The sequence below is a fragment of the Rhizobium johnstonii 3841 genome, from assembly GCF_000009265.1.
Classification (GTDB): Bacteria; Pseudomonadota; Alphaproteobacteria; order Rhizobiales; family Rhizobiaceae; genus Rhizobium; species Rhizobium acaciae.
In genome coordinates this window covers 326,489-352,782 of the sequence record NC_008379.1, presented here as the reverse complement: position 1 = coordinate 352,782, position 26,294 = coordinate 326,489, and the positions used below count along the sequence as shown (strand labels likewise).

Genomic DNA, 26,294 nt, shown 5'->3' with positions numbered 1-26,294 from the left:
TGTGCCTTGGACCATTCTGTCGATAAAATCACTAAAACCGGAGAAATGCCGTCATTATCTCCGATTCTCTGAGTCTCACAAGGGAAATAGCGTTAACAGGAAGTCAGCGCACAGCAGAATTGCAGGTCATAGCGATTCTCTCTTGAAGGGAAGGTCGTGATTTCCTTATTCACAGATCATGTTGACTGCCGTCAAAACGTTGGATTTTCACAACAAACGCAATGGCATAAAAGCTCAGCCCCTTGAGCTCTCTCTTGGCTGCGGTCAAATTCGTGCCCCGACGACGATCATAAAGAGAACGCCGGCAACCACCCGAGCGCGCCTGGCGCTAAACAGAGACGCTGGCGAATCGGGAGGACTCGCATACCTTCTCGCAAGCGGAGGGACTCTTGTTCCGTCTCAAACACGGTGACGCGCCTGGCTGTGCTGATGGACGTTGACCAACCTCGGCAAAGACCGTGGACGGGCTGCTTGAAGAGGCCGCCGAAAAAGGTGAGGCGAGCGTCCGACACATTATGGTGATTGCTCCGGCGCGCGCTCGCAGGCCTGAACGGATGGGCTGGGCATGCACGCGACTATTCCGCAGCAGCGGGTTTGCCTATACGACGGAAAGACGCCTCCGACATCCCCCGGTGAACGATGCGATGGCCCTATTGCACATGCCCCTTTCGACGGTTTCTGACTGATCTCGTCGGATAGCGATTTCGCGCGATTACCCTCCCGGGTCCGAGAGCGGGCGCCGACGTTTTCACCTTCGACGAGCAGAAGACCGGCTGAACGTTTCCGCCTGGCCAGCCCGCCAGCGGCTCGTCTACACCGAGAACGCTTCCCCGCGCGAAGCCAAAGACGAGCAGAACCCCGCGCCTGCCGACAAGCCGCTACAGCCGGCAACTGCGGCCGTGCCGTTCATCAAAGGTGCTGTCACAGGAGAGCGCCGAAGGCTGGTGGGGCAATATGCGCATCGTCGGCCTGGCACCAGACTTCGCCCCACGAATGTTTGACTTTCGAAAACTCGGCGAACTCATCCGCAAGACAAACCAGTTCAAGGTCCGCCAGGCCGCGGCCCATCGGCATCCGTGTTGAGCAGCACGTCCGAAGTCGCGCCACCACCGCGTGGGGTCGGCGGGGGCAGGGAGATGTTGGGATGGCTTTTCGTCGTGGTCAGAAGCGTCTATCAGCACAGGCGCAAATGGGAGCGTTGCTTGGACCCGAAGGTCGGATCAAAGGGAAGACGCAATGGCGACCGGTACGGTAAAGTGGTTCGACGCAACGAAGGGCTCCGGCTTCATCCAGCCGGACGACGGCAGCATCGATGTGTTCGTCCACATTTCCGCGGTAGAGCGGGCTGGCCGCCTTGGCCTCAACGATGGCCAGAAGATTGCCTACGAACTGGTGAAGGATCGCATGTCAGGCAAGATGTCGGCGGACAACCTCCAAGCCTAGGCCTGATTGCTTTGCGATCGTGGGCAGGCCGCGCGGTTCCGGCCTTTTCCGTGTGCAGTATAAGGTATGCGCAACATCGATGTGGGCGCCAAGATCTCGCCGCTCCACCGCAGTGGCGAGTTTTCGGGAGCGCCGAAGCCGAGTGCTGTGATTCAGCCGGCCTGCCACATCAGATAATCGTTCGCACCGCACGCCCATTCTTTCTTTCCGCGTGGTTGACGTAGCTCCGCGCCTGGGCGTGACTTGTACAACGTGTCAAATGTCGCGATTAGGGCCTCTGTGAGGTACCCATAGCCAAGCCTGTGTGCGGACGAGGCCGGTCCTCTTGCAGCGGCTCCGCCGCCGGGCAGGGAGGGGAGGGGAGGCCCCTTAGAATAGGTGCACAAGATTCGAGATCGGCGAGAAAGGAGGCGACTGCCTCTGGCGTAGTCTCGCCTATCCCTTGGCGGCCGAGCTCCTTGTAAGTTGCGACGTCCGACGGACATGTCGAGCGCAATCTCATTGGAAGGCCGTGTTCGTCGTAGAGATCGTCTGAGGCCAATCCAGCCGCGAGATGCCAGATCGTGTCGATCGGATGGCGGTTCTTCCGCCGGCGCGGTTGGACGTCGTAAAACTCAAGCGCTTGCTCAACGAGCTTGTTAACCGGCATATTGGTGCGCCGTTCGGGCTAATGGGCCAGTTCCTTGACGGTGCGCACCGAGAGCTGGGGTTTGGACATCGGTTTGCGTTCCGCGGGTCAGGTCTGAGCGATAACATTGCTCGCAAAAGGGCACAGACTGAGCGTAGAGATGGCTTACTGCCGATACTTGCCCCATGGTGACAGAAGTAATTAGCCATATCGCTTCTAGTTAACGTGGCATTTACCATAATTTCAATGCGTTATGTTTTTTCGGACTGCCATAGGAGCAACTGCGGCTGGGGTAAGTGGGGCAGATTCGATGGCGCTGCCGGTTTGGCAGGCAGAAGCGTCGAGCGCTGATGACCGTTGGTGGCTCCAGCGTTTAAGCCCGGGCAAGGATGGTGGCCGGGAGAGACGGGATGGGGTGATCTTCACTGCCGATCCCAAGCCGGTCACCGAGATAATGGTAGAAGGAAAGGCCGAGCTTTTGGCAGGTCTTCATCAGGCCGAGCATGACATCGCGCGCAACACGGCCATCCTGGCTCATTGTGCCACCGGAGATCTTCCGCTTCGTGACAAACGTCCGTAAGGCATTTTCGGAGGCATTGGTGTGGAGCGGGATGCCGGGATACTCGAGCACCTTTAGCAGCTCGTTCTTCCTGCGATGCAGTCGCTCGAGAAGCGTGTCGAGTGCTTCATAACCCGTACGTAGTGTGAAGATCCTATCGAACCGTCGTCGGAATGCGGGAGCGGACTGGGGGGAAGGGCACTGCTGGTAGGCTTTCAGCGCTTTATAGAAACGCCAGACGAGATCTCGGACCATCGTGACCAGCCGCTCCTCCTTTGCAGTGGTCGGCATCAGCTTTTGCAGAAGGCGCTCAGTATGGACCCAACACAGTGCATGATTGCCGACACGGAACTGTCCGGCATCGTCGGACACGATCACCGTATTTGCCATCAGGCCGTGATGGCGGATGGAGCCCCAAAGCCCTGCTTCGGCAAGGGTGCCGATCTCCTGGCGGTTGAGAATATCGACACCTTTGTCAGCCAGATGCGCCATGAACGGTACCTGGTTGCAGAAGTGTTGCGGCTCAAACGTCCGAAGCCCATGGACTACGGGCGGATTGCCGCGACGTTCTTTCAGATAATCGAATGCGGCGTCACCCAGCACATAATCCTGATAGCCGCCGCGCAGCAGGGACAGAAAGTTCAGGCGTGACTTCGATTTCGTGGTGCGAAAGACGGTAAAATCCGCACCGCCGATCTGTGTGGTGTAATAGTTATTATGGGAATGCCGCGCGCCGGTGTCGTCAACCGTCACATAAGGCGACGCCACGAGACCGGCATGCAGCAGTGCGGCATCCTCGGCGACGAAGCCCTCCAGCTGCCTGGTGAGAAGCCGCACTATCTGACGCTTGGAGATGGCGATCCCGACATCGTTCAGCAATGTCGTCAACCGCTGCGTCGTCACCTGTCCTTGTGCGTGCAGCATCAGGCAAAGCCGCCGGAGGTTGGCGCCATAGCCACCTATGATCCCGGCCGGCAAGGGAGCGAGAACCGTCTTTCCATCCGGTGTCACCCAGCATTCACGGCGGTAGTGCACGAGTTCCGCCTTGAGCACCAGGTCTCGGACGTAGACGCTTCTATATCCCTTGAAGCGCGAGCCGGACGGAGCATCGATGCGCAGGATCTCCTGCCGGCTGACCCGATCCACATCCAGCTTCGGACCCCGCGGCTTTTTCCTGCCGGCCACATGGTTTGCTGGAGAGGCCTCCGTTGCCCTCTCCATGCCGGAGGCGCGAAACGGCGGGCGCGGCGGCAGATTTTTCAGCCGGGCGATCTCGTCGCGCAACAGCTGGTTCTCGAGTTTCAGGCGGGTATTCTCCAGCCGAAGGGCGGCGTTTTCCTCCCGCAGCTGGATGTTGTCGGCCTCAAGCTTCGCAAGCCGGGCTTCTGCCTGCTGCGACCGTTCCAGAAGACCCGTCACCAATCCGCGCAACGCATTCAGTGAAAGCGTGTCGGCATGCTCGGGGGAGGGGAGCCGTTTCTTCATGGCAGAATCGAATCATGATTTGCCCCGGCTTGAGAATCCCCAGACTAGCAATCACTTCTCAAAGCGCGCGGTTATGCACACTTCTATGACCGCTCACCAAAACGCCGCCATGGATTTTGCCCCAAGTACGCGGCTGGCTTCCGACGTCGGCATGCTCTCAAGCGATGTGGCAATATCGATTGACTCGGGTTTTGCCACCTTTGCCTTGCTATTTGTTCTTGATTTTGCCGTGCTTGGATTCTGGATCGGCTAACGGTTGGCCAGCAATTGCTTCATTGCTACTCGTCAGGGATTTCAGGGGTCAAGCCCAGCGGTTGGCTATGGCCCGCGTCTTGCTGTTCGAGCCAGATCTACTTCTTGCTGGCGAACCAAACTCACGGCTCGATCCGATCGCTCAGCGTTCATCACGGGTGTGACCCTGCCGGTTGACGGTGGCTATGGCATTGGGTGATGCCGTTGCCGTATATGTTCTTCCGTGCAAGAGGGCGAGCGCGGACGAAAGACGCGTCATTGCTGAACAGGAAAGGACGATTGTCTAACGGCATCATGCAGATCGTCGAGCGCTTCCAGTCCCTCCAGGCGTGCTGGAAGGATCACGACATGTCACTGATCCAATCCCAGCGAGGTCGAATGGTCAGGCTCGGTATCCTGCCGTTCTCAGTCGTCGTCCACTATAGGTCACGGCATTCCGAATCCGCAACGGGTGCGACCCGCATCAGTCCAAATCGACCGCCACAGCCAGACCGCGACCAATCGTGCTTGAGAACGGGCAAAGTCGCCGTGCCTCCGCCGTCAAAAGTTGTGCAAGGGCCCTCTCGATGCCCGGCAACCTGACGTGCAGCCGAACGGAGAGGGTGTAGCTGACCGGGTCAATTTCTATTTCGACTTCGGCGTGGATGCTGACTTCGCCTGCAAAAGCTATGTTCCTATTGAAGGCGGCAAGCGCGATCGCGCTCGCGAAGGACGCCGACCACCCGGCTGAAAGAAGCTGCTCAGGGTTCGTACCTATTCGAGGCGAGCCAGGCGCGGAAAACCTTATGTCGAGGACTCCATCCGAGCTTCGCGCGACACCGCTTTCGCGACCGCCGATCGTGTCAGTGATCGCAGTGTAGATCACCCTTTGAGTGTTGCTCACCGGTATTTCCAGTCGGTCAGCGTCATCAACCCATCGTGGAGCGATGCGCCGCGTGAGGCTGACCTCACATTTCACCATTCGTGAAGTTACGATGGAAGCGCGCCTCCGGCCTGCTCCTGCACGATATATTCGGCATACCAGTCCGGCCAGTTGACGTCGTATTCGCCTCCGGTGGCCTTTTCGTGCACACCGTGTGCCGCGCCTGCACGGCGAAGCGTGGCTGCGAGCTCGGCCGCCGAGTTGAAGGTTGTGGCCGCGGCTTCAATCCGCCCTGGCTGACGCGTTGTGATCTCCTGGAACAGCCAGTGATTGCCATCGGGATCCTTGAACGAGGCGAATGAACGATAGCTGCGACCATCTGGATCGCGGCCTGCAGCCCTGAGGCTTCCAAAGAGGTAGTGCTCGTCCTCACCGACATAGACACCGGCAGCATCATGAAAGACCTCACTGATCTCCAATCCCTCTGCCAGCAGCTTCTCGCGGGCCGCGACGACGTCGGAGACGATCAGGTACAGCCCTTGAGCGGAGCCGGGTGCGGCCGACGTCACGTTCCTTCCGAATATCACCGAGCAACCAGAGCCAGGTGGAGTGAATTGCAGCACCCGGAAATCGCCGACGTCGGATGCGTAATCGGCATCGAGCCGCCAACCGAGCTTTGCGTAGAACGTCTTCGCTCGATCGACGTCGGAAACCGGCAACACGACGATCTCCAGCTTCATGTCCATTCTTGTACTGGTTGCTGCTGCATGGTTGTCGCTCATTTTCCGTTTCCTTATGGGGTCTGCACGTGACGTCGGCGCTTGCGCCAGGCGTCACGGCATTGATCGGTGGCAGCTCAGCCGGTTTCGAACACCCTAACTCGTGCGGAGCGTCTTCAGGCCAACACGCAGTTCTTCGGTGAAGAGCATCGGCTGTTCCCAGGCGGCGAAGTGCCCGCCCTTGGCGAGCTTGTTGTAGTGGATAAGATTGGGATAGGCCTTCTCCGCCCAGCTCCGCGGAGTCTGGTATAGCTCGTCGGGGAAAACGCTGACGGCAACGGGAACATTCACCCCCTTGGGGCTGAAGAAGGCCAGCTTGTTTTCCCAGTAGAGACGAGCCGCCGAGACGCCGGTATTGGTGAACCAAAACAGCGTCACATTGTCGAGCACGTCGTCGGGGGTCAGGCCTTCAGGCATTCCGTCGAACGACCTAGCGATCAGCTCCAGACTGCGGGCGTCGTGGTCGATCATGAAGGTCGCAAGTCCGATCGGGGAATCCGCGAACGCTGCCGCCGTCTGCGGCCTCGTGCCCATCCAGAGCGCGTAATATACATGCCTGTAGAAGAAGACGAGCTGGTCATACGAACTTCTCTCTTCGTCGGAGAGACCTGATGGGGCCGGAGCGCCGGAGAACGAAGCCTGATCGATTTCTGCCGGTATGGCACCGGGCATATTGACGTGGATGCCGACCAACTCCTTTGGCGCCTGTACGCCGATCATCTCGGTGACGACGGCGCCCCAGTCGCCGCCCTGAGCCGCATAACGGTTGTAACCAAGGCGCCGCATGAGCACGATCCATGCGTTGGCGATCCGCTCGGGACCCCAGCCCGTTTCCGTCGGCTTGCCCGAGAAGCCGTAGCCCGGCATCGAAGGTATCACGAGGTGGAAGGCGTCCGCGGCAGTGCCGCCATGTGCGGTCGGATCGGTGAGGGGCCCGATGATCTTCATCTGTTCGATGATCGAACCTGGCCATCCATGCGTCACGATGAGAGGCAGAGCGTCTTCGTGCTTGGAGCGTATATGCATAAAATGGATGTCGAGACCGTCGATCTCGGTGACAAAATTCGGCACCGAATTGATGCGCGCTTCGATCTTGCGCCAGTCGTAGTCCTTCTCCCAGTAGCGCAGGAGCTGCTTGACGGTCTTGAGCTGGACGCCCTGCGTCTTATCGGAAACGGTCTCCTGCTCCGGAAGCCGAGCGTGGGCCAGCCTGCGACGGAGGTCGATGACGTCGGCCTCCGGAATGTTGACCTTAAACGGACGGATGGCATCTCCGCCGGAAGCGGCCACAGCGGGCCCCACCGGGAACAGACTTGCCGCGCTTGCGACGGTGATGCCGCTTGCGGCCGCGCCCAAGAGCGTGCGCCGATTTCTGTCGACTGTGTCCGATGTCACCTTAGACATGATTTTCTCCTCGGGAGTTGCGGGTGAGCGGCTGCGCCTCTGTGCTGGCAGATAACTACTCCCGCGCGCCGGAGACCGCCCGTTATGCATTGTTAGATTTTGTTAGCGGCCGCCGAAGTGCTCGCACGCACTGATGCGTGGCGATGGTCGACTGTCTCAGCTATCATGAGGAGGACCATGAAAGGTCAGCGCCATGACAGCAGGGGGCGGTCCGGCCACCGACGAGATATCGTTCGGTCCATTCCAGTTGAGAGCGAACGAGCGTCTTCTGACCAGGGAGGGGGCCGTCGTCGAACTGGGAGGACGAGCCTATGACATTTTAATCGCCCTCACGTCCTGTCCTAACGAGGTCATGAGCAAGCAGGACCTTATCGCCCGCGTTTGGCCCCATGTCGTAGTCGAGGAGGGAAGCCTCAGGTTCCATATGACCAGCCTTCGCAAGGCACTCGGCGACGGCAAGGACGGTGCTCGGTTCATCAAGACCCTGTCGGGGCGCGGATATTGTTTCGTCGCAGCCATTACACGAGCCGCGCACCCGCGCCTTCCGATTGTGCCCGCCCCGGTCGATTTCCCGCATGCAAACCTTCCGAGCCCTGTGAACCGGGTCATCGGAAGGGATGAGGACGTAGTTCAAATCTCTGCACAGCTCGAAGCATCATGTCTGGTCACGATCGTCGGTGCAGGCGGAATGGGAAAGACGACGGTCGCCATCGCTGTAGCACAGGGCCTGAACAATGAGTTCGCGGGCGCCGTCCTGTTCGTCGACCTGGGAATGCTGAGCGATGCCCGCCTTGTGACGACGGCGATCGCATCCATGTTGGGATTACAGGTCGGTGCGGGCGATGCGGAGGCCAGCCTGATCGCATTCCTGCGCGACAAACGTGCGCTCATAGTCCTCGATACGTGCGAACACCTCGTCGAGGCGGTGGCGCGGCTTTCCTCTTCCCTCATCACGGCAGCGCCTCATGTTCGCATCCTCGCGACCAGTCGCGAAGCCCTCCAGGTTGAATGTGAAAGAGTCTACCGTCTCGAACCTCTTGCCTGCCCGCCTGATGATCGTATGGCCTCGGCGGAGACGGTCCGGCAATTTCCCGCCACCCGGTTGTTCATCGAGCGCGCGGTGGCCAACGACGCCCATCTCGATATCGACGAGATGGAGGCGCCCATCGTTGCGGACATTTGCCGCAAGCTCGGTGGGGTCGCCCTGGCGATAGAACTGACCGCTAGGCGAGTTGAAGCCTTTGGTCTTCGGCAGACGGCCGAACTCATCGATCAGCACCTGGCGCTCCAATGGACGGGTGCCCGCACCGCGCAGCCGCGGCACAGGACGCTTCAGGCCACCCTCGACTGGAGCTATGACCTCCTCGCTCCCCTTGAGCGCACCGTGCTTCGACGACTTGCGGTATTCACGGGCCATTTCACCCTCGACGCCGCGGTGGAAGTCGTGGCGGGCGATGGCCTAGCGCGTTCCGACGTGTTCGGAGCGATCGACAGCCTTGTCGCAAAGTCGATGGTCGCGGCTCGTCCCATCGGGGCGATGCTGCGCTACCGGCTCCTCGACACGACGCGAGCCTATGCCTTGGCGATCCCGCTCGAGATTGACGAACATGCGGATCTCGCGGTTCGACACGCCGTCTATTTCGGGCGCTGGCTTGGCCAGAGTGCCGGAGACTGGGCAACTAGGAAGACAGGTTCCGAACGCGCGTCCTATTTCGCCGCACTGAATAACGTTCGCGCGGCTCTTGAGTGGTGTTTCGGCGACAAAGGCGAAATCGAAGTCGGCGTGAGGCTCGCGGCTGCGGCCGGCCCCGCCTTGCTTGCGATGTCATTGATGCCCGAAGCCTTTCGCTGGTCGCAACGTGCCATCCTGGCACTCGACGACAGCACGCGGGGAGGCGTTGATGAGATGCACCTCCAAGCAGTGTTCGGCATTGCGGCAACGCATCTCCACGGAAAGATCGACGCTGCGCTGATCGCCTTGAGCCGGGGGCTGGAGATCGCCGAGAAGATGGACGACGTCGTCAATCAGGTCGGACTCCTGAGCATGTTACGGACCTACTACTTCCGAAGCGGCGACTTCAGGACGGCCTACGTATACGCGCGCCGCTGCAAGACTGTAGCCGACACGATCCGGGATTTCGCTGCCTCGGCACAAGCGCGATCAATCCTAGGACGATCGCTCCACCTGGCTGGCGACTTGGCGGCCGCACATGTCGAGCTTGAGGCAAGCCTGGTCGACTGGTCGCGAGCAGGTCGTACAACGATCTATCTGTCTCATGAACTGCATTTCCCCAGTGAAGTGACGATGGCGAGAAACCTATGGCTGCGTGGGTTTCCCGATCAGGCAGCGGAATGCGCCCATAAGGTTATCGAGAGCGCGGTGCGGACCGACCGGGCCGCCGCTTTGGTAGTCGCCTTGGGGTGGGCCGTCTCCGTTTTTATTTGGAACGGCGATTGGGAGAACGCTCAGGAACACGTCGAAGCGCTCGTGTATCAGGCCGAGACCAATTCGCTGGGACCGTTCATCGCCGCGGGGCGGGCTCGCCGCGGTGAACTCGCCATTCTTCGAGGCGCAGCAATAGCGGGGATCCTCGAGTTGCGAGCCGGTTTGGCGACAATTCAATCGATCGGTTACGAAGTGCTGACGACTGAGTTCAATATCTCGCTCAGTCGAGGACTGCATGCAGTCGGCCGGGTGACCGAAGCCAGGGAACTGATGGAGCGCACCATTCGAAATATAGACACCAACGGCGATGACCTCTACATGCCGGAGCTTCTCCGGGTGAAGGGAAACGTTCTTCTAGCCGTACCAGAACTACGCGACGAAGCGCAGGCATGCTTCCAACGCTCAATCGACATGAGCCGTCTTCAGGGTGCACGCGGCTGGGAACTGAGGGCGGCGACTGACTTTGCAAGCATGATGAGCAAAAGTGGAAACCATGGCGCCGCTCGGGAAGTGCTTCAACCTGTTGTCGATCACTTTGTTGAAGGAATGGAGACGGCGGACGTTAGAAAAGCCGAGCAGCTCTTGGCTGAAGTGAGCTGAACGAAGCGAAGTCTCCTACCGCGCACAAAGGTGACGGCCGGACCCGCGCGAAGTGTTTGGCGTTCGGTTGAACCGAGGAGAACCCTCATTTCAATCTCCCACCGCCGTATGTACCGCCGCTCGAAAATCCGCCACCGGATCCTGATCGCACTTGCACAGCGATTTATTTGGGAAAATAACCGCTGAAGACATCAAGCATGGAGGCTCAGGCTAGTGAGCAGTATCAAGGTTCGGCCGCCTCTTCTGGCGTTTTTTGTCATCGGCGTCGTGGGTGTCGGATTCGCGATCGGTCTAACCATCAGGCCGGGCGCGTGGTACGAGTCGCTTGAAAAGCCGTTCTTTACTCCTCCAAACTGGGTGTTCGGTCCAGTGTGGACAGTCGTATATGTGCTGATCGCGATAGCGGGCTGGCGCGTAGCGTTGAGCGAAGGTTTCAGCTCGGCAGCGTTCCGTCTTTGGGGATTGCAGATGGTCCTGAATTGGGCGTGGACCCCGATCTTCTTTGGTGCTCATTCTATCTCGCTTGGCCTGGTAACGATCCTGAGCTTGTCGACGGTTGCTATATTTTTTATGGCCAAGGCTCGTGACCGGTGGGCGTTCTGGTGTTTCGCACCGTATCTTGTCTGGCTGTGCTATGCTTCCGCATTGAACGCGGCAATCCAGGCGCTCAACTGAGATGGGTTGTTTCCGAGGTGCGCTGCCCATCGGGTCACGGGTGCGATCGACATAGGACCCGGACAGAAGGGGATCAGCCCCGAGGCTTTCATAATCGGTCCGGGGCTTAGAAGGCAGCCGCAGTCGTTCCGCGAGATTTCCGAGCTTGTCAGGGCCACTGCGGGATCACCTAGGATGGCGACCAAATCTTCCGGGTGAGCCACTGCCTCTTCTCGCGGCAGATCGTCCCGCCTGCATCGAGAATACAATCGCTGGTTTCTTTGACAGAGACGTCGAGGCCGGCGTGATGTTTCATGGCTGCGCTTTCTCTTTCTGATGCTTGTGACTGTTTCGCCACGTTTTATCATCAACTCGGAGCGCAGCACCTTCCTTTCCGATCGGTGGAGATGGGGCACGAAGCCGATTGCCCCATCTTGGCTAAGCCTCCGGTGGTTTGGTTCTCGCAAGGTCCAAGTTTCAGGCTTGTACTGGCCAGTGATCGAGCAATGATACGCAATCTCCTGTTCTTGTGCTGCCGCACGGATCTTGCGATCCCTCTCGAAAGTTCTTAGGTCACCGGAGGTTTTTGCATTCTGCAACTCCGTGTTCGAGAAGGCCGACATGATCCTGACCCTCGGAGGCGTTAGAAAATCCTATTCCACTGCCGAGGGCCCGATCGAAATCCTGAAGGGCGTCGATCTGGAAGTCGCTGCGGGAGAAAGTGTTGCGCTAACCGGTGAGTCCGGTAGTGGCAAAAGCACATTGCTGCATCTGGCAGGCGGGCTCGACCGGGCAGACAGCGGCTCGGTCGTGATGGATGGCAGCGATCTGGCGCTATTTGCAGAAAACGAACGGGCCCGATACCGGAGAACCAGGGTCGGCCTTGTTTTTCAACAGTTTAATCTCATCCCATCCCTGAGCGTCGCAGCTAACATCTCGTTCCACGCTAAGCTTGCAAACCGGTACGATCACGCTTGGGAAGCGCAGTTGGTCGAGAAACTGGGGCTGGAAGAATACACCGCCCGATATCCCGAGCAGCTTTCCGGAGGCCAACAGCAGCGCGTTGCAATCGGCCGAACCTTGGCTGCTCGACCTCCTCTTATCCTTGCGGACGAGCCAACGGGCAACCTGGATGAGCAAACAGGCGATGCGGTCCTCGATCTGATGCTCAGCCTGGCCCGGACAGTGGGATCGGCTCTGCTTCTCGTCACTCACTCCACCAGGCTCGCAGCTCGTCTGGACCGAACGGTGGTCCTTCGCGGTGGGAAGATTGCCGAATGAACTTCGTTGCATTCGCAGCCTTGCTGTCACACTGGCGTCGGAGACCTCTCCAGCTTCTGACGCTGGTCATGGGGATTGCGCTTGCGACGGCTCTCTGGTCCGGCGTTCAGGCTATCAACGCCGAGGCGAGGGCGAGCTATGCCCGGGCGGCTTCGGTCCTGGAGCAAGGCAACCTCCGGCAGATCGTCGCCAAGGACGGTGATGGCATAGCGACTGAGGTCTATGGCAGCCTGCGTCGAGCGGGTCTGAATGTTTCGCCCGTGATTGAAGGCAACTACCGCTTCGGAAGCACAAGGATCAGATTGGTTGGTATCGAACCTCTGACAATGCCAACGGACACCCGGAACGAGACCGTCGCCAGCCGTCCAGACCTATCCGGCTTCTTTTCAGGCAGCGGACAGTTGCTTGTGTCGAGCGCCACTGCCGAGCGGCTCCGTGGCGCCACGGACATGAACATCAAAGTCGATGGTAAGGTTCCCGACGGTGCTGCCTTCGTCGACATATCGGTCGCTGATCGATTGCTCGACAAGCACGGGAAGATTGACCGCCTGGTGGTCGCAGCCGATCAAAAGATTTCCGCCGAAGCAATCGATCAGGCGGGATTGACGATCCGCGAACCGGCTGAACAACCAGACGTCGCTCGCCTCACAGACAGCTTCCACCTCAACTTGACCGCCTTCGGCTTCCTTTCGTTCATCGTCGGGCTCTTCATCGTGTATTCCGCCACGGGCCTGACCTTCGAACAGCGTCGAGGCACTTTTCGTACACTCAGATCGCTTGGTGTCTCGCTTCGAGCCTTGACCACTATGCTCCTGATCGAGCTTTCGATGCTGGCGCTGATAGCCGGCTTGATCGGCGTCATACTCGGCTACGTCATAGCATGGCTCCTGATGCCGGGTGTCGCCGCGACCCTCAGGGGCCTCTACGGCGCCGATGTGTCAGGCTCGCTATCCATTCGGCCGGAGTGGTGGCTGGCTGGACTGGCGATTGCTCTCGGAGGAACCGCTGTCTCGTCAGCTCAGAGCCTGTGGCGGGTTTGGAAGCTGCCGATTTTGGCCGCCGCCCAGCCGCGAGCGTGGGCAAGAGAGTCGGCCAGATCGCTTGCTTTTCAAGCCGGAACGGGTGGAATTCTGCTGATCTTGGCTGCTGTCCTGGCGACTGCTGCGTCCGGGCTGGTGGCGGGTTTTGCGGTACTTGGCTGCCTGCTTCTCGGAACAGCTCTGGTGCTACCTGGACTTCTTGCCATCATCGTGACCAAAGCGCAGCGATTGGCACGGAGCGCCCTCATGGAATGGTTCTGGGCCGACACCCGCATTCAGATTCCCGGCCTGTCGTTGGCTTTAATGGCTCTGCTGCTGGCATTGTCGGCGAACATCGGCGTCGGCACGATGGTATCGAGCTTCCGGCTGACTTTCATCGGATGGCTCGATCAACGCCTCGCCGCCGAGCTTTACGTGACTGCCAAGGATGAGAAGGAAGCTGCACGGCTTAGAGTCTGGCTTCCACAACGCTCGAGGGCGGTCTTGCCCATCTGGAGCGTCGACGGCGAGGTGCTTGGCGAACAGATCCAGATCTTTGGTGTCGCGGACGATTCGACCTACCGGGAGCACTGGCCCTTAATCGCTTCCGACAATGACGTTTGGGATAAGATCGCTGCCGGTCAGGGCGCTCTCATCAATGAACAGATGTGGCGTCGCGGCGAAGCCAAGATCGGCCAGCCGTTGTTCATGCCTGGAGGCTGGAGCGCAACCGTGGTCGGCGTATACTCGGACTATGGAAATCCGAATGGGCAAGCGATAATCGGGATCAAATCGCTGGTCGATCATTACCCCGATGTCCCGAAACTTCGCTACGGTGTCCGCGTTGTTCCCGAGCAAGCCCAGGAACTCAAGCGTCGGTTAATCGAGGAGTTTGGTCTTCCGGATAGCGCGATTGTTGACCAGGCTTCGCTTAAGCGGCAATCGAGAGCCATCTTCGATCAGACATTCAAGGTGACCGGCGCGTTGAACGTCCTCACCCTTGGTGTGGCAGGATTTGCCATGTTCTCAAGTCTACTGACGCTGTCTGGTATTCGCCTTCCACAGCTCGCGCCGGTGTGGGCAATGGGTATACGGCGACGGGATCTGGCGCTCTACGAAGTTGCCCGGACACTTGCACTCTGGCTGGCAACATTTGTGGCTGCGATCCCGGTCGGTCTTGCCCTGGCGTGGGTCCTGCTTGCGATCGTGAACGTGGAGGCCTTTGGTTGGCGATTGCCGATGATGGTGTTTCCAATGGATTGGCTTTGGCTAGGAGCAATCGCTCTTATTGCTGCATTGTTGTCGGTGCTGGTTCCGGTTCGACGTCTGGCCTCGATCAATCCTGCGGACCTGCTGAGGATTTTCGCCAATGAACGGTAGAAAGTCGGCATCTGTCCTGATAGCGGCGGCTATGATCTGTGCGAGTGATCAGACATTTGCGCAAGGCTTCGCCGGATTGGGATCGGATGCGCAAGGTTTTGCGATCCCGGAGCGGGGCACGGCTCTTTCTTTCCCCACCGATCATGGCGCTCATCCTGATTATCGCATTGAGTGGTGGTATGTGACCGCCAATCTCAAGGATGAGGATGGCAAGCAATATGGAGCGCAGTGGACGCTGTTTCGCTCGGCGCTGGCTCCGGGAGACAGGGCAGGTTTCGCGGATCCGCAGATCTGGATCGGGCACGCAGCGATCACCACTCAGGACCATCAGTATGTCGCAGAGCGCTTAGGGCGGGGAGGCGTCGGGCAGGCGGGCGTTGCTGCGGCACCATTTCGGGCGTGGTTAGACGACTGGCGGATGGAGGGTAGCGAGCCGACCGGCTCGGACGCCTTTGGCAACCTTTCTGTCTCCGCCGGCGGGCCGGACTTCAGCTACACCTTAGACCTCAAGGCCGACGGCCCGCTCGTTCTTCAGGGAGACAACGGTTTCTCCTTGAAGTCGGCGAACGGACAGGCGAGCTACTATTACTCACAGCCTTTCTATAAGGTGGCGGGAACGATCACGACGTTCGGAGCGCCGATCAAGGTCACCGGCAAGGCCTGGCTGGATCGGGAGTGGTCGTCGCAGCCGCTTGCGTCTAATCAGACCGGCTGGGACTGGTTCTCGCTGCATCTGAATTCCGGCGATAAGCTGATGGCTTTTCGCCTTCGTGATGACAAGGACGGGTTCATCTCCGCGAACTGGATATCCGCGGATGGACGGACGACACCTCTGTCGAAAGACGACGTTCAACTGGAGCCGACGCGGAAGGCAACGGTCGATGGGCGCCGGATGCCGGTAGAGTGGCGTATACGCGTACCGGGTAAGTCACTTGATATTACGACGAAACCGCTGAACGAGCAGTCCTGGATGGCGACCTCTACGCCCTATTGGGAGGGGCCGATCAACTTCACAGGCTCCACGTCAGGTGTTGGATATCTTGAAATGACCGGCTATTAGCTGCTACGTCTCACAGGTAGCTCCTCCCGAACGGTGCGAGCCGGCCAAGCCTGGTTCGTATCGCCAAATCGGAGAAGTGTGAACGTCAATGCGGTGCCATACGCCGGGAAAGAGCAGGAAAATCGAGCCGCCGGCGATCGCGACCTGCTGAAATGGTGGTCGTCCGGATGACGACTCGGTGGGTAATTGGAATTCGAACCGATCTCGGTGTACCCAGTGGAGGTGGCCGTACAGCCCCACGGCCGGTGATCATCCTCAATCTGCAGCCGACCGTAGCCATCGACTATGCCACTTTCAACGCCCTTGGCGATCGGATACCGATGACCGGCGAATGGCTGGCGCATTGCTCTGCCTGCCCCGTCCCCGAAATCGCCAATGTCTTCCGTCGAGCGGACGGGCCGCGGCATACTAAAATTGCTCAGGGCCGTATGAAGATCCAGCCCCTCAACGCTTTTCACGGCAAGGTCGGCTCCGGCGTCAGCGTTGAAATGTCGGTTCATCAGGGACCGGTCACGCTGCTCTCAATCGTCGAAGACGCCGGCACCATCAAGCTGCTCTGCACCGAAGGCGCCTCTGTGGCCGGCCCGATCCTCGAAATCGGCAACACCAACAGCCGTTATCGATTTCCACTTGGAGCCCGGCGCTTTGTCGAGGCGTGGAACGCACAGGGACCCGCACAGCATTGCGCCGTTGGCGTCGGACATATTGCCGGGCGCATCGAGAAGCTTGGAAAGCTGCTGGATCTGGCCGTTGTAAAAGTCTGCTGACAAGAGGGGATGCAGAAGCGCGCCAGAGTGAGCAACCACTTCATCGTGCGAAAGTCCTCGCAAGATGCGTTTCGAGCCATAGTGGCAAAGCACCCCGCCAGTCAGTGTCATTGATTGCCGCGTTGCCAGGTAAGGAACCGTCGCGGGCGCTTTCGTGGAGGAAGCTCGCGCATCCGGGTCGATCAGCCGCAACTCGCCAAACAACGCGAGCCCGAGCTCCATGCGGCTATCGCCTGTCGGTGTGCCTGACTACTCTCCGAGCGGATGAGTGATATCCGCTTTGGAGGTCCCCAATGTCAGACCGCGACTTTCCGCCTGCGCCATCGCCTTCACCAGCGCGATGACCGTTTCGCGGATATTGCTGTCGGCGATCTTTAGAAAGGCGCGATTGAGCACCAATCCCTCTTTCGTTCGCAGGAATTCGGCGACCGGATCCATATTCGCGGGTAGATCCAGCCCTTGCAGCGTCAAGGGCTCGGAATTCTCCTGTTCGAAGAAGAAGCTCGGCGACGTGTGTAGCACCTCGGCGATCCGCTGCAGCCGGCTCGCGCCGATGCGGTTGATGCCCTTCTCGTATTTCTGAACCTGCTGAAAGGTCACGCCGATCTGCTCGGCAAGCCGTTCCTGGCTCATCCCGAGCAACTGCCGGCGCATTCTGATGCGCGCTCCGACATAGCTGTCTATCGCATTCGCTGTCTTGACATTCATCGCGTGTTTTCAGCCTCGATCGCATTTTCAATCGGTGCAGCTGTAGTATCCCCTGCATGGCTTTTCCATGGTTGTTTTCACATAGCCCACTGGATATGTGATCATCGCGGCTGACTGTGATATGAAAGCCCTCGCCCGGAAAGACGTGAAATCACGCAGAAATCACTCGGCGGAAGCGCAAATCGAACAAAAGCCGTACCAATACGGATAAAACTGGGCTGTAATTGCGTCCCGGCTTACGCTAAATGCAGTTCAGCGACCGTCGCACGAGAGTCTTCCCAGCCCCGATCGCCCGAAAATCCATCGAACAAAAGCGACGTGGCATGGCACCGGCCGTGCCTGTGCAGGAGAAGTATTGATGGCAACCGTTGCCGAGAGCCCGCCTCGTTTCGAAAAGACGACGATGTCTATCCTCATGGCGGTCAGCTTCTGCCACATGCTGAACGACATCATGCAGTCGCTGCTCGCCTCGCTTTATCCGCTGTTCAAGGCGAACTACGATCTCGATTTCGTGCAGATCGGTCTCCTCACCATGACTTTCCAGGTCACGGCTTCGCTGCTGCAGCCGCTCGTCGGCATCGTCACCGACCGCTGGCCGATGCCCTATTCGCTGCCGGTCGGCATGGCGAGCACCTTTTGCGGCCTCATTCTGCTCGGCAATGCCGGCAGTTTCACTCTGCTGCTGGTTGCCGCCAGCCTGATCGGCTTCGGCTCGGCGGTCTTCCACCCGGAATCTTCGCGCGTTGCCCGTCTTGCTTCGGGCGGTCGCCACGGTTTCGCGCAATCCTTCTTCCAGGTCGGCGGCAATGCCGGCCAGGCGATCGGTCCGCTGCTTGCCGCCTTCATCGTGCTGCCGCTCGGCCAGCACAGCGTCTCCTGGTTCGCCGCCATCGCCATGGTCGGCATGGTCGTGCTGAGTTGGGTCGGCAACTGGTACATCAGCCACAGGCGCCAGAATGCCAGTAAGCCGGCAATAAGCCGGACCCTGCCGCTGCCGCAGAACCGGGTCATCTGGGCGCTGCTGATTCTCGTGCTGCTGACGGCAACGAAGAATGTCTACATGGCGAGCGTATCGAGCTACTTCACCTTCTATGTCATCGACAAGTTCGAACTCAGCGTGCAGCAGGCACAGCTGATGCTCTTCCTGTTCCTCGGCTCGGTTGCCGTCGGCACCTTCCTCGGCGGGCCGATCGGTGACCGCTTCGGCGCGCGTTTCGTCATCTGGTTCTCGATCCTCGGCGTCATTCCCTTCGCGCTCCTGCTTCCCTATGCCAACCTCTTCTGGACGGGTGTGCTTAGCGTCGTCATCGGCCTGATCTTCGCTTCGGCCTTCTCTGCAATCGTCGTCTTCGCGCAGGAATTGGTGCCCGGGCGCGTCGGGCTGATTGCCGGGGTCTTCTTCGGCTTCGCATTCGGGGCAGGGGGGCTTGGTGCAGCCCTGCTCGGCAGTTTCGCCGACACCCATGGCATCGATTTCGTCTACCGCATCTGCTCCTACCTGCCGCTGCTCGGTCTTCTCACGGTCTTCCTGCCGCGTATTCCCAAGCAGAAACCAGTCTGAGGCGACATCGCTTACGGACAATCGATCGAGCCGGAATGTCACCGACACTCCGGCCGATTCATCATGCAGTTTCGCACGTCGCCGTCGCCCATAGGCCCGAACGTATTTTTCTCCTCCTATGGGGAAGAGGGATCACCATTCCTTTAATCCACTATTTTTATAGATAATATTCGTGAGAATAATGACGTCGGTCTCGGCACGATATTGGAAGGAAATGGCATGTCTGCTCACAAACTGGTCGGCCTTGCGGGTAGCTTCAACCGCCCCTCGAAGACCTTTGCGCTTGTCGAAAACATTGCCGGTCTCGCCGGTGAGAAATACGGCTTCGACAACACCATCTACGACCTGACCGATGTCGGCCCCTCGCTTGGCCAGGCGCTGCGCCGTGACGATCTCGACAGTCGCGCCAGGGAAGTCATCGACGACATCGTCAATGCCGATGTTCTGGTCATCGGAGCGCCGACCTACAAGGGCAGCTATCCAGGCCTCTTCAAGCATCTGATCGACCTGATCGACCCGCATGAGCTGCGCGCCAAGCCCATCATCATCACTGCGACCGGCGGCGGTGACCGCCATGCGCTGATGGTCGAGCACCAGCTCCGCCCGCTCTTCGGTTTTTTCATGTCTCACACGCTGCCGACCGCGGTTTATGCATCCGACCGCGACTTCACCGATTACCGCGTCTCATCCGATCCACTTTCCAAGCGGATCGGGGAAGTCGTCGGCGAGCTCGAGGCGTTCTTTCCCAGCCGGAATCAGGCGCTGATCGCTGCCGAGTAAAGAGCGTCGGGATAAGCTTGAAACGGCGCCACGAAGGCGCCGCTTTCATTTTTGGCGCATGCTCTCAAGCCGCAATTAATCCATAAATCTGGTGGAAATTTATCCTGCCGATATCAATGGCAGGGCAAGAGTTTTTCCGACCCTTCCTCCACATCAGACTTTCGTGCTTCGCTCGCGATCTGCGCATTTGCCATGATCGGCCTGCTCGGGGCGTTCGGCCTCATTCAGTCAGACGGGATATACAATGACCAAGAACAAAAATCTTCACGGCTTCCACCTTTCGCGCCGGGCGGCTCTTGCCGCCGTCGCCGTTTCCGCGGCCGCAGTCTTTTCCTTTGCCGCACCCGCGCCTTCCTTTGCCGAGGACAAGTCGATCAAGGTCGGCATCATGGCCGGCGAGGAGGAGGATATCTGGCGCGTGGTCGCAAGCGAGGCGGGCAAGAAGGGTCTCAAGATCGAGACCGTCATTTTCAACGACTACACCCAGCCGAATGAAGCGCTGGAGCGCGGCGAAATCGATGCCAACGCCTTCCAGCACCAGCCATATCTCGACAACCAGATCCAGCAGCACGGCTATCACATCGTTCGCGTCGGTTATACCGGGGTCTGGCCAATCGGCCTTTACACCAAGAAATACAAGTCCGTCGCCGAGATCCCGGAAGGTGCCGTCATCGGCGTGCCGAACGATCCCTCGAACGAAGGCCGTGCACTGCGCGTGCTCCAGAGCGAAGGCCTGATCAAACTGAAGGAGGGTACCGGTATTCTCGCGACCGTCGCCGACGTCACCGACAATCCAAAGAAGATCGAGATCAAGGAACTCGACGCCGGCATCGTCGGCCGTTCGATCGACGATCTGGATGCCGGTATCGTCAACACTGACTGGGCGCTGAAGAGCGGTCTTTCGCCGGCCGAACGCATTGCCCAGGAGCCGATCGCTGATAATCCATACCGCAACTTCATCGCCGTCAAGGACGACAACAAGGATGCCGAGTGGGTCAAGACGCTTGTGTCTTCTTATCAGAACGACACCGTCAAGGCCGAATTCGACAAGGTCTATAAGGGCACCGGTCTCAGCGCCTATTGATCCGAGGCAGGGCTGGGGTTAGGGCCTGCCAAGAGGCGGTCCGGGCGTTCTCTGCCCGGACCGCCTTCACTATTTGTAAGGAAAACCACATGAATTCCCTTGTTTCGACCACGGCGATCGAGGCACAGTCGCAAGCGGCGGCTTCCGAAGAGGTGGTGAGACTGACCGACGTGAAGCGACGGTTCGGAACCACTGCAGCCCTCGACGGTATTTCGCTGACGGTGAAGAGAGGCGAGATCCTCGGCATCATCGGCCGCAGTGGCGCCGGCAAATCGACGCTGATCCGCTGCCTGAACGGCCTGGAGCGCGCCGATAGCGGCGAGATCCTCATCGAAGGCCGAGACATCACCGGACTTTCAGAACAAGAGCTGCAGCCGCTGCGCCGCCGTATCGGCATGATCTTTCAGCATTTCAATCTGCTTTCTGCCAAAACCGTCGAAGAAAACGTCGCGCTGCCTCTGAAGATCGAGGGTCTTGCAAAGAGCGAGCGCCTGAAACGGGCGCATGAGCTGCTCGAACTCGTCGGCCTTGCAGACAAGGCGAAGGCTTATCCCGCATCGCTTTCCGGCGGCCAGAAGCAACGCGTCGGCATCGCCCGGGCGCTGGCGGCACGCCCGGCACTGCTGTTGTCCGACGAGGCGACATCGGCGCTCGATCCGGAGACGACCCGGTCGATCCTGGCATTGCTGAAGGACATCAACCGTAAGCTCGGACTGACCATTCTTCTCATCACCCACGAGATGGAAGTGGTCCGCGGCATTGCCGATCGCGTCGCGGTCATCGATGCCGGGCGGATCGTCGAGGAAGGGCAGGTCTGGTCGGTCTTCGCCAATCCGCAGGCTGAAATCACCGGGAGCCTGCTTTGCGGCATCCGCCCGCAGCTTCCTGAGCATATCGCCGGCCGGCTGTCGGCTGCGGCGGGCAGCGAAGCGATCCTCAGCGTCGATCTCGCCGGGCCACAGGCGCAGGGCGCGCTATTTGCCGAACTCTCGGCAGCATTGCCGCATTCCTTCCGCCTCGTCCATGGCGGCATCGACCATATCCAGAACCAGCCGGTGGCGCGGTTCTTCATCGCCGTTCCCGCGCGCGACCCCGCGCTTGCCGGAAAGGTCGAACAATTCCTGACGGCCCGGTCCGCCCGGGTGGAGGTGCTTGGTTATGACACCGATCATGCTTGAACTGCTTATTCGCTCCCTTTGGGAGACAGTCCTGATGACCCTCGCCTCGGGAGTGATCTCGCTCGTCGCCGGCCTGCCGCTCGGCCTTGCTCTGGTCGCGACGGCGCGCGGCGGCATCGCCGAAAACCTCTGGATCAATCGCGTGCTCGGCGCAGTCATCAACGGCTTTCGCTCAGTGCCTTTCATCATCCTGCTGGTGGCGCTGATCCCGCTGACGCGGCTGATCGTCGGCACGGCGCTCGGCACTTGGGCGGCCATCGTGCCGCTCGCCATCGCTGCAACGCCCTACTACGCCCGTATCGCCGAAGTATCGCTGCGCGAGGTCGACCGCGGGCTGATCGACGCCGTGCGCGCCATGGGCGGCAACCGCTGGACGATCATCCGCGAGGTGCTGGTGCCTGAAGCGCTGCCGGGCATCGTCGCCGGTTTCACCGTCACGCTGGTAACGCTGATCGGCGCCTCGGCCATGGCCGGCGCGATCGGCGCCGGCGGCCTCGGCGATCTCGCCATCCGCTATGGCTATCAGCGTTTCGAAACCAGTGTGATGATCGCGGTGGTGGCTGTCCTCATCGTGCTCGTCTGCGGTATCCAGTGGCTTGGCGACCGGCTGGTCGCCAGGTTGGACCACCGATAAGTCAGCGCCGGAACTGGGCAGCGGGATGAGCGGAGGGCAACCTGCCGTTCCCACCGCCGAAAAGCTTCTGCCGCAAGGGTCCTGCAGCATAGTCCGTCTTGAAGACGCCGCGCTCCTGCAGCACCGGCACGACCAGGTCGACAAAATCGCGCAGGCTTTCCGGCGCCACTGTCCGCGCCAGATTGAAGCCGTCGATGCCACCCTCCTCGATCCATGCCGTGAGATGATCGGCGATCTGCTCCGGCGAACCCACCATCGGCTTCATCCGGCTGCCGAGCACCATCTGGTCGATGATGTCACGCAGCGTCACCGGCTTCGGCGCCTGTTTCGTGATGGCCGCAAGTGCGGATTGATTGGCGTTGGTCGAGCTCTGGTCGATGACGTCGTCCAATCCATATTTCGAAAAGTCGATGCCTGTCGAAGCGGAGTAATGCGCAAGCGAGGCCTCAACGCTCGCATGGCGGCGATAGTCCTCCAGCTTGTCCTGGGCTTCCTTCTCCGTCCGCCCGACGACAACGGTGATCAGGCTCAGGATCTTCAATGCGTCGGCGCCGCGGCCGAACTCCTTCGCCTTCGCCCGCAGCGAATCGACGGTCGGCTTGGCCGCCTTGGGATTCGGTCCGGCAATGAAGACGCATTCAGCGTGGCGGGCGGCAAAGTCCTGCCCGCGAGCAGAGGCGCCCGCCTGAAAGAGCAGGGGCGTGCGCTGCGGCGAGGGCTCGGAAAGATGGATGCCCTCCATCCTATAATATTCGCCGTCGTGACGGACAGTGCGGACTTTGGAGGGATCGGCATAGGTGCCCCTTTTCTTGTCGCGCAGTACCGCATCGTCGTCCCAGCTGCCTTCCCAGAGCTTGTAGAGAATTTCGAGATATTCTTCGGCTGCGTCGTAACGCGCATCATGTTCCGGCAGCTTGTCGAAACCCATGCTGCGGGCCGCACTGTCGAGATAACCGGTGACGATGTTCCAGCCGATCCGTCCCTTGGTCAGATGGTCGAGCGTCGACATGCGCCGCGCCAGCAGGAAGGGTGGCTCATAGGTGGTGTTGACGGTCACGCCGAAACCCAGATGGTTCGTGACATAGGCCATCGCCGAAATCGGGATCATCGGATCATTGACCGGGATCTGCGCGCCCGTCTCGATCACCGGCGACGGGCTACCCCTGTAGACATCGTAGACACCGACGATGTCCGCCAGGAAGATGCCGTCAAGCTTGCCGCGTTCCGCGGTCTTGGCAAACTCGGTCCAGTAGTCGAGATCGGTATAATGCGCTGAGCGGTCGCGCGGATGCGTCCACAGGCCGTGGTTGATGTGCCCGACGCAGTTCATGTCGAAGGCATAGATCTGCATTGTCTTCATGAGGCGGGTCCCAAAGTCGGCAATAGAAATCAAGGATTTGCCGCATTAATTATCCTGGAGCATGATACCGAAAAGTGTGAGGCTTTTCGGACGACATCATGCTCTAACTATATAATGTAGAACAGGATTCAGATTTTAGCCGGCCCGGCCTAAAATCATCCTCTTCGGGCTCTATCGCACGAGGAGCCTGTGAAATGGTAGGGTGGGGATGAAGAAAGCCGGAGGAAACGCATGACGAAGAAGACGCTGTCGGATTGGGCGGAGCTTGCGCAAAAGGAACTGCGCACCTCGCCCGAAACGCTGACCTGGCAGACGCCGGAAGGCATTGCCGTCAAGCCGCTCTATACCGCCGAGGATCTCGACGGCGCCGGGCACCTTGGTTCGCTTCCCGGCTTTTCGCCTTTCACCCGCGGCCCGCGCGCGACGATGTATGCCGGCCGGCCTTGGACGATCCGCCAATATGCCGGCTTCTCGACGGCAGAGGAATCGAACGCCTTTTATCGCCGCAATCTCGCCGCCGGCCAGAAGGGCTTGTCGGTCGCCTTCGATCTTGCCACCCACCGCGGTTATGACAGCGATCATCCGCGCGTCGAGGGCGATGTCGGCAAGGCGGGTGTGGCAATCGACAGCGTCGAGGACATGAAGATCCTGTTCGACGGCATTCCACTCGGCGAAATGTCGGTATCGATGACAATGAACGGCGCCGTCATCCCGATCCTCGCCTCCTTCATCGTGGCCGGCGAGGAGCAAGGCGTTCCACGAGCCGACCTTTCGGGGACCATCCAAAACGACATCCTCAAGGAGTTCATGGTCCGCAACACCTATATCTATCCGCCCGAACCCTCGATGCGGATCGTTGCCGACATCATCGAATATACGGCCAAGGAGATGCCAAAATTCAATTCGATCTCGATCTCCGGCTATCACATGCAGGAGGCCGGCGCGACGCTGGTGCAGGAACTTGCCTTCACCCTGGCCGACGGTCGCGAATATGTCAGGGCGGCGATTGCCAAGGGCCTCAATGTCGATGATTTCGCCGGCAGGCTCTCCTTTTTCTTCGCGATCGGCATGAATTTCTTCATGGAGGCGGCAAAGCTTCGCGCCGCCCGGCTGCTATGGACCCGCATCATGGAGGAGTTTGAGCCGAAGAAGGCGTCCTCGCTGATGCTGCGCACCCATTGCCAGACCTCCGGCGTCTCGTTGCAGGAACAGGATCCTTATAACAACATCATCCGCACCGCTTTCGAGGCGATGTCGGCCGTGCTCGGCGGCACGCAGTCGCTGCATACCAACTCCTTCGACGAGGCGATCGCGCTGCCGACGGAATTTTCCGCTCGCATTGCCCGCAACACGCAGCTCATCCTGCAGCACGAGACAGGCGTCACCAAGGTGGTCGATCCGCTGGCGGGCTCCTATTACGTCGAGAGCCTGACGAAGGAGCTCGCCGATAAGGCCTGGGCGCTGATCGAGGAGGTGGAAGCGCTCGGCGGCATGACGAAGGCCGTCAATGACGGCCTGCCGAAGCGGCTGATCGAGGAAGCGGCCGCGCGGCGCCAGGCAGCCGTCGACAAGGGCGAGGAGGTCATCGTCGGCGTCAACCGCTACAGGCTCGACAACGAACAGCCGATCGACATTCTGGAGATCGACAATAGCGCGGTGCGCAAAGCGCAGATCAGACGTATCGAGGAAACCAAGCGGCGGCGCGATGGCGGAGCCGTGGGCGAGGCGCTGGCGGCCCTGGCAGAGATCGCACAGAGCGGCAAGGGCAATCTGCTGGAGGCAGCGATCGAGGCGGCGCGCGCCCGGGCCACGGTCGGCGAAATATCGGATGCCATGCGCGCTGCCTTCGGCGATCATGCCGCGACCCCTGAAGTCATCAAGGGCGTCTATGGCGAGGCGTATGAAAACGAGCCGGAACTCGCCGTGCTCAAGACTCGCATGACGGAGGTGACGGAAGCCATGGGTCACCGGCCGAAGATCATGGTCGCCAAGCTCGGTCAGGACGGTCACGACCGAGGCGCCAAGGTGATCGCCTCGGCTTTCGGCGATATCGGCTTCGATGTACTCGCTGGTCCCCTCTTCCAGACACCGGAGGAAGCCGCCGGCGTCGCGCTCAGCGAAAAGGTCAACGTCGTCGGCGTCTCGTCACTGGCGGCCGGTCACAGGACGCTGCTGCCGCAGTTGATCGACAGGCTGAGGGAACAGGGCGGTGGTGATATCATCGTCGTCTGCGGCGGCGTCATCCCGCGTCAGGACTATGAATTCCTGCACGAACACGGCGTTGCGGCCGTGTTTGGCCCGGGGACAAACGTTCTCGAGGCGGCAAACTCCGTCCTCGATCTGTTGCAGGGCAGGCGGCGAAACCAGTAG

Annotated in this window: 19 protein-coding genes and 2 pseudogenes; 14 read left to right on the top strand and 7 right to left on the bottom strand. The window is 59.9% G+C overall.

Annotation, left to right across the window (positions count from 1 at the left end; all coding sequences use genetic code 11):
* Nucleotides 1-1,236: 1,236 nt before the first annotated feature.
* Complete coding sequence (locus RL_RS27425) at nt 1,237-1,443, top strand: cold-shock protein (protein ID WP_011649832.1); 207 nt, start codon at nt 1,237-1,239, stop codon at nt 1,441-1,443.
* Nucleotides 1,444-2,444: 1,001 nt separating this feature from the next.
* Here RL_RS27425 and RL_RS27415 read toward each other — a convergent pair.
* The gene (locus RL_RS27415) at nt 2,445-4,115 is read right to left on the bottom strand and encodes an IS66 family transposase (RefSeq protein ID WP_011649147.1); all 1,671 of its coding nucleotides are present in this window, start codon (nt 4,113-4,115) and stop codon (nt 2,445-2,447) included.
* Here RL_RS27415 and RL_RS39765 point away from each other — a divergent pair.
* A complete protein-coding gene (locus RL_RS39765; RefSeq protein WP_129557815.1) occupies nt 4,114-4,368 on the top strand; it encodes a hypothetical protein in 255 nt (84 codons plus the stop codon). The two genes, RL_RS27415 and RL_RS39765, sit on opposite strands and share 2 nt — an antisense overlap.
* A 462-nt stretch (nt 4,369-4,830) precedes the next feature.
* Here RL_RS39765 and RL_RS27410 read toward each other — a convergent pair whose 3' ends face one another.
* The 3 genes from RL_RS27410 to RL_RS27400 form a co-directional block, all read right to left on the bottom strand.
* Nucleotides 4,831-5,250 (bottom strand): Ohr family peroxiredoxin, encoded by a 420-nt coding sequence (locus RL_RS27410; protein WP_028744101.1) that lies wholly within the window; start codon nt 5,248-5,250, stop codon nt 4,831-4,833.
* Between the two features lie 86 nt (nt 5,251-5,336).
* A complete protein-coding gene (locus RL_RS27405) occupies nt 5,337-6,011 on the bottom strand; it encodes a VOC family protein (protein ID WP_011649829.1) in 675 nt (224 codons plus the stop codon).
* 93 nt (nt 6,012-6,104) lie between these two features.
* The gene (locus tag RL_RS27400) at nt 6,105-7,412 is read right to left on the bottom strand and encodes an epoxide hydrolase family protein (protein ID WP_011649828.1); all 1,308 of its coding nucleotides are present in this window, start codon (nt 7,410-7,412) and stop codon (nt 6,105-6,107) included.
* 193 nt (nt 7,413-7,605) lie between these two features.
* Between RL_RS27400 and RL_RS27395 the strand changes: the two genes are divergently transcribed.
* Nucleotides 7,606-10,458: an ATP-binding protein gene (locus tag RL_RS27395; protein ID WP_011649827.1), complete on the top strand. Its 2,853-nt coding sequence runs from the start codon at nt 7,606-7,608 to the stop codon at nt 10,456-10,458.
* A 213-nt stretch (nt 10,459-10,671) separates the two neighbouring features.
* Complete coding sequence (locus RL_RS27390; protein ID WP_011649826.1) at nt 10,672-11,133, top strand: TspO/MBR family protein; 462 nt, start codon at nt 10,672-10,674, stop codon at nt 11,131-11,133.
* Nucleotides 11,134-11,291: 158 nt separating this feature from the next.
* Here RL_RS27390 and RL_RS40765 read toward each other — a convergent pair.
* Nucleotides 11,292-11,428, bottom strand: a pseudogene (locus RL_RS40765) (IS110 family transposase); the annotation flags it as partial.
* A 305-nt stretch (nt 11,429-11,733) separates the two neighbouring features.
* On the opposite strand from RL_RS40765, the gene RL_RS27385 reads away from it, so the two are divergent.
* From RL_RS27385 to RL_RS27370, 4 genes and pseudogenes are all read left to right on the top strand, one after another.
* Nucleotides 11,734-12,393 carry an ABC transporter ATP-binding protein gene (locus tag RL_RS27385; RefSeq protein ID WP_028744096.1) on the top strand — a complete coding sequence of 220 codons (660 nt, stop codon included), beginning with the start codon at nt 11,734-11,736 and terminating at the stop codon, nt 12,391-12,393.
* A complete protein-coding gene (locus tag RL_RS27380) occupies nt 12,390-14,792 on the top strand; it encodes an FtsX-like permease family protein (protein ID WP_011649824.1) in 2,403 nt (800 codons plus the stop codon). The genes RL_RS27385 and RL_RS27380 overlap by 4 nt, the downstream gene beginning before the upstream one ends.
* On the top strand, nt 14,782-15,852 hold the full coding sequence (locus RL_RS27375; RefSeq protein WP_011649823.1) for a lipocalin-like domain-containing protein: 1,071 nt from the start codon (nt 14,782-14,784) through the stop codon (nt 15,850-15,852). The genes RL_RS27380 and RL_RS27375 overlap by 11 nt, the downstream gene beginning before the upstream one ends.
* A gap of 242 nt (nt 15,853-16,094) precedes the next feature.
* Nucleotides 16,095-16,619: pseudogene (locus tag RL_RS27370) on the top strand (arabinose isomerase); the annotation flags it as partial.
* Between the two features lie 249 nt (nt 16,620-16,868).
* On the opposite strand, the gene RL_RS27365 reads toward RL_RS27370, so the two are convergent.
* The gene (locus tag RL_RS27365) at nt 16,869-17,327 is read right to left on the bottom strand and encodes a helix-turn-helix domain-containing protein (protein WP_011649822.1); all 459 of its coding nucleotides are present in this window, start codon (nt 17,325-17,327) and stop codon (nt 16,869-16,871) included.
* A gap of 358 nt (nt 17,328-17,685) precedes the next feature.
* Here RL_RS27365 and RL_RS27360 point away from each other — a divergent pair, with 358 nt between their 5' ends.
* From RL_RS27360 to RL_RS27340, 5 genes are all read left to right on the top strand, one after another.
* Nucleotides 17,686-18,888, top strand: a complete 1,203-nt coding sequence (locus tag RL_RS27360) for an MFS transporter (RefSeq protein ID WP_041936806.1) — start codon at nt 17,686-17,688, stop codon at nt 18,886-18,888.
* Nucleotides 18,889-19,107: 219 nt separating this feature from the next.
* Nucleotides 19,108-19,668: an FMN reductase gene (gene msuE, locus RL_RS27355; protein WP_011649820.1), complete on the top strand. Its 561-nt coding sequence runs from the start codon at nt 19,108-19,110 to the stop codon at nt 19,666-19,668.
* A 244-nt stretch (nt 19,669-19,912) separates the two neighbouring features.
* On the top strand, nt 19,913-20,752 hold the full coding sequence (locus tag RL_RS27350) for a MetQ/NlpA family lipoprotein (protein ID WP_011649819.1): 840 nt from the start codon (nt 19,913-19,915) through the stop codon (nt 20,750-20,752).
* A gap of 89 nt (nt 20,753-20,841) precedes the next feature.
* Nucleotides 20,842-21,930: a methionine ABC transporter ATP-binding protein gene (locus RL_RS27345; RefSeq protein ID WP_041936805.1), complete on the top strand. Its 1,089-nt coding sequence runs from the start codon at nt 20,842-20,844 to the stop codon at nt 21,928-21,930.
* A complete protein-coding gene (locus tag RL_RS27340) occupies nt 21,911-22,564 on the top strand; it encodes a methionine ABC transporter permease (RefSeq protein ID WP_041936802.1) in 654 nt (217 codons plus the stop codon). Before RL_RS27345 ends, RL_RS27340 begins: the two co-directional genes overlap by 20 nt.
* 1 nt (nt 22,565) lies before the next feature.
* Here RL_RS27340 and RL_RS27335 read toward each other — a convergent pair whose 3' ends face one another.
* Nucleotides 22,566-23,924, bottom strand: coding sequence for an LLM class flavin-dependent oxidoreductase (locus RL_RS27335; protein WP_011649816.1), 1,359 nt, complete (start codon nt 23,922-23,924; stop codon nt 22,566-22,568).
* Nucleotides 23,925-24,155: 231 nt separating this feature from the next.
* Here RL_RS27335 and scpA point away from each other — a divergent pair, with 231 nt between their 5' ends.
* Complete coding sequence (gene scpA, locus RL_RS27330) at nt 24,156-26,294, top strand: methylmalonyl-CoA mutase (RefSeq protein ID WP_011649815.1); 2,139 nt, start codon at nt 24,156-24,158, stop codon at nt 26,292-26,294.

Bases quoted from the DNA above. Each gene is read 5' to 3' on its own strand.
- scpA (WP_011649815.1), top strand. From the start codon at position 24,156: ATGACGAAGAAGACGCTGTCGGATTGGGCGGAGCTTGCGCAAAAGGAA.
- RL_RS27395 (WP_011649827.1), top strand. From the start codon at position 7,606: ATGACAGCAGGGGGCGGTCCGGCCACCGACGAGATATCGTTCGGTCCA.
- RL_RS27345 (WP_041936805.1), top strand. From the start codon at position 20,842: ATGAATTCCCTTGTTTCGACCACGGCGATCGAGGCACAGTCGCAAGCG.
- msuE (WP_011649820.1), top strand. From the start codon at position 19,108: ATGTCTGCTCACAAACTGGTCGGCCTTGCGGGTAGCTTCAACCGCCCC.
- RL_RS39765 (WP_129557815.1), top strand. From the start codon at position 4,114: ATGGCAGAATCGAATCATGATTTGCCCCGGCTTGAGAATCCCCAGACT.
- RL_RS27425 (WP_011649832.1), top strand. From the start codon at position 1,237: ATGGCGACCGGTACGGTAAAGTGGTTCGACGCAACGAAGGGCTCCGGC.
- RL_RS27405 (WP_011649829.1), bottom strand. From the start codon at position 6,011: ATGAGCGACAACCATGCAGCAGCAACCAGTACAAGAATGGACATGAAG.
- RL_RS27380 (WP_011649824.1), top strand. From the start codon at position 12,390: ATGAACTTCGTTGCATTCGCAGCCTTGCTGTCACACTGGCGTCGGAGA.
- RL_RS27360 (WP_041936806.1), top strand. From the start codon at position 17,686: ATGGCAACCGTTGCCGAGAGCCCGCCTCGTTTCGAAAAGACGACGATG.
- RL_RS27415 (WP_011649147.1), bottom strand. From the start codon at position 4,115: ATGAAGAAACGGCTCCCCTCCCCCGAGCATGCCGACACGCTTTCACTG.
- RL_RS27335 (WP_011649816.1), bottom strand. From the start codon at position 23,924: ATGAAGACAATGCAGATCTATGCCTTCGACATGAACTGCGTCGGGCAC.
- RL_RS27340 (WP_041936802.1), top strand. From the start codon at position 21,911: ATGACACCGATCATGCTTGAACTGCTTATTCGCTCCCTTTGGGAGACA.
- RL_RS27365 (WP_011649822.1), bottom strand. From the start codon at position 17,327: ATGAATGTCAAGACAGCGAATGCGATAGACAGCTATGTCGGAGCGCGC.
- RL_RS27385 (WP_028744096.1), top strand. From the start codon at position 11,734: ATGATCCTGACCCTCGGAGGCGTTAGAAAATCCTATTCCACTGCCGAG.
- RL_RS27375 (WP_011649823.1), top strand. From the start codon at position 14,782: ATGAACGGTAGAAAGTCGGCATCTGTCCTGATAGCGGCGGCTATGATC.
- RL_RS27400 (WP_011649828.1), bottom strand. From the start codon at position 7,412: ATGTCTAAGGTGACATCGGACACAGTCGACAGAAATCGGCGCACGCTC.
- RL_RS27350 (WP_011649819.1), top strand. From the start codon at position 19,913: ATGACCAAGAACAAAAATCTTCACGGCTTCCACCTTTCGCGCCGGGCG.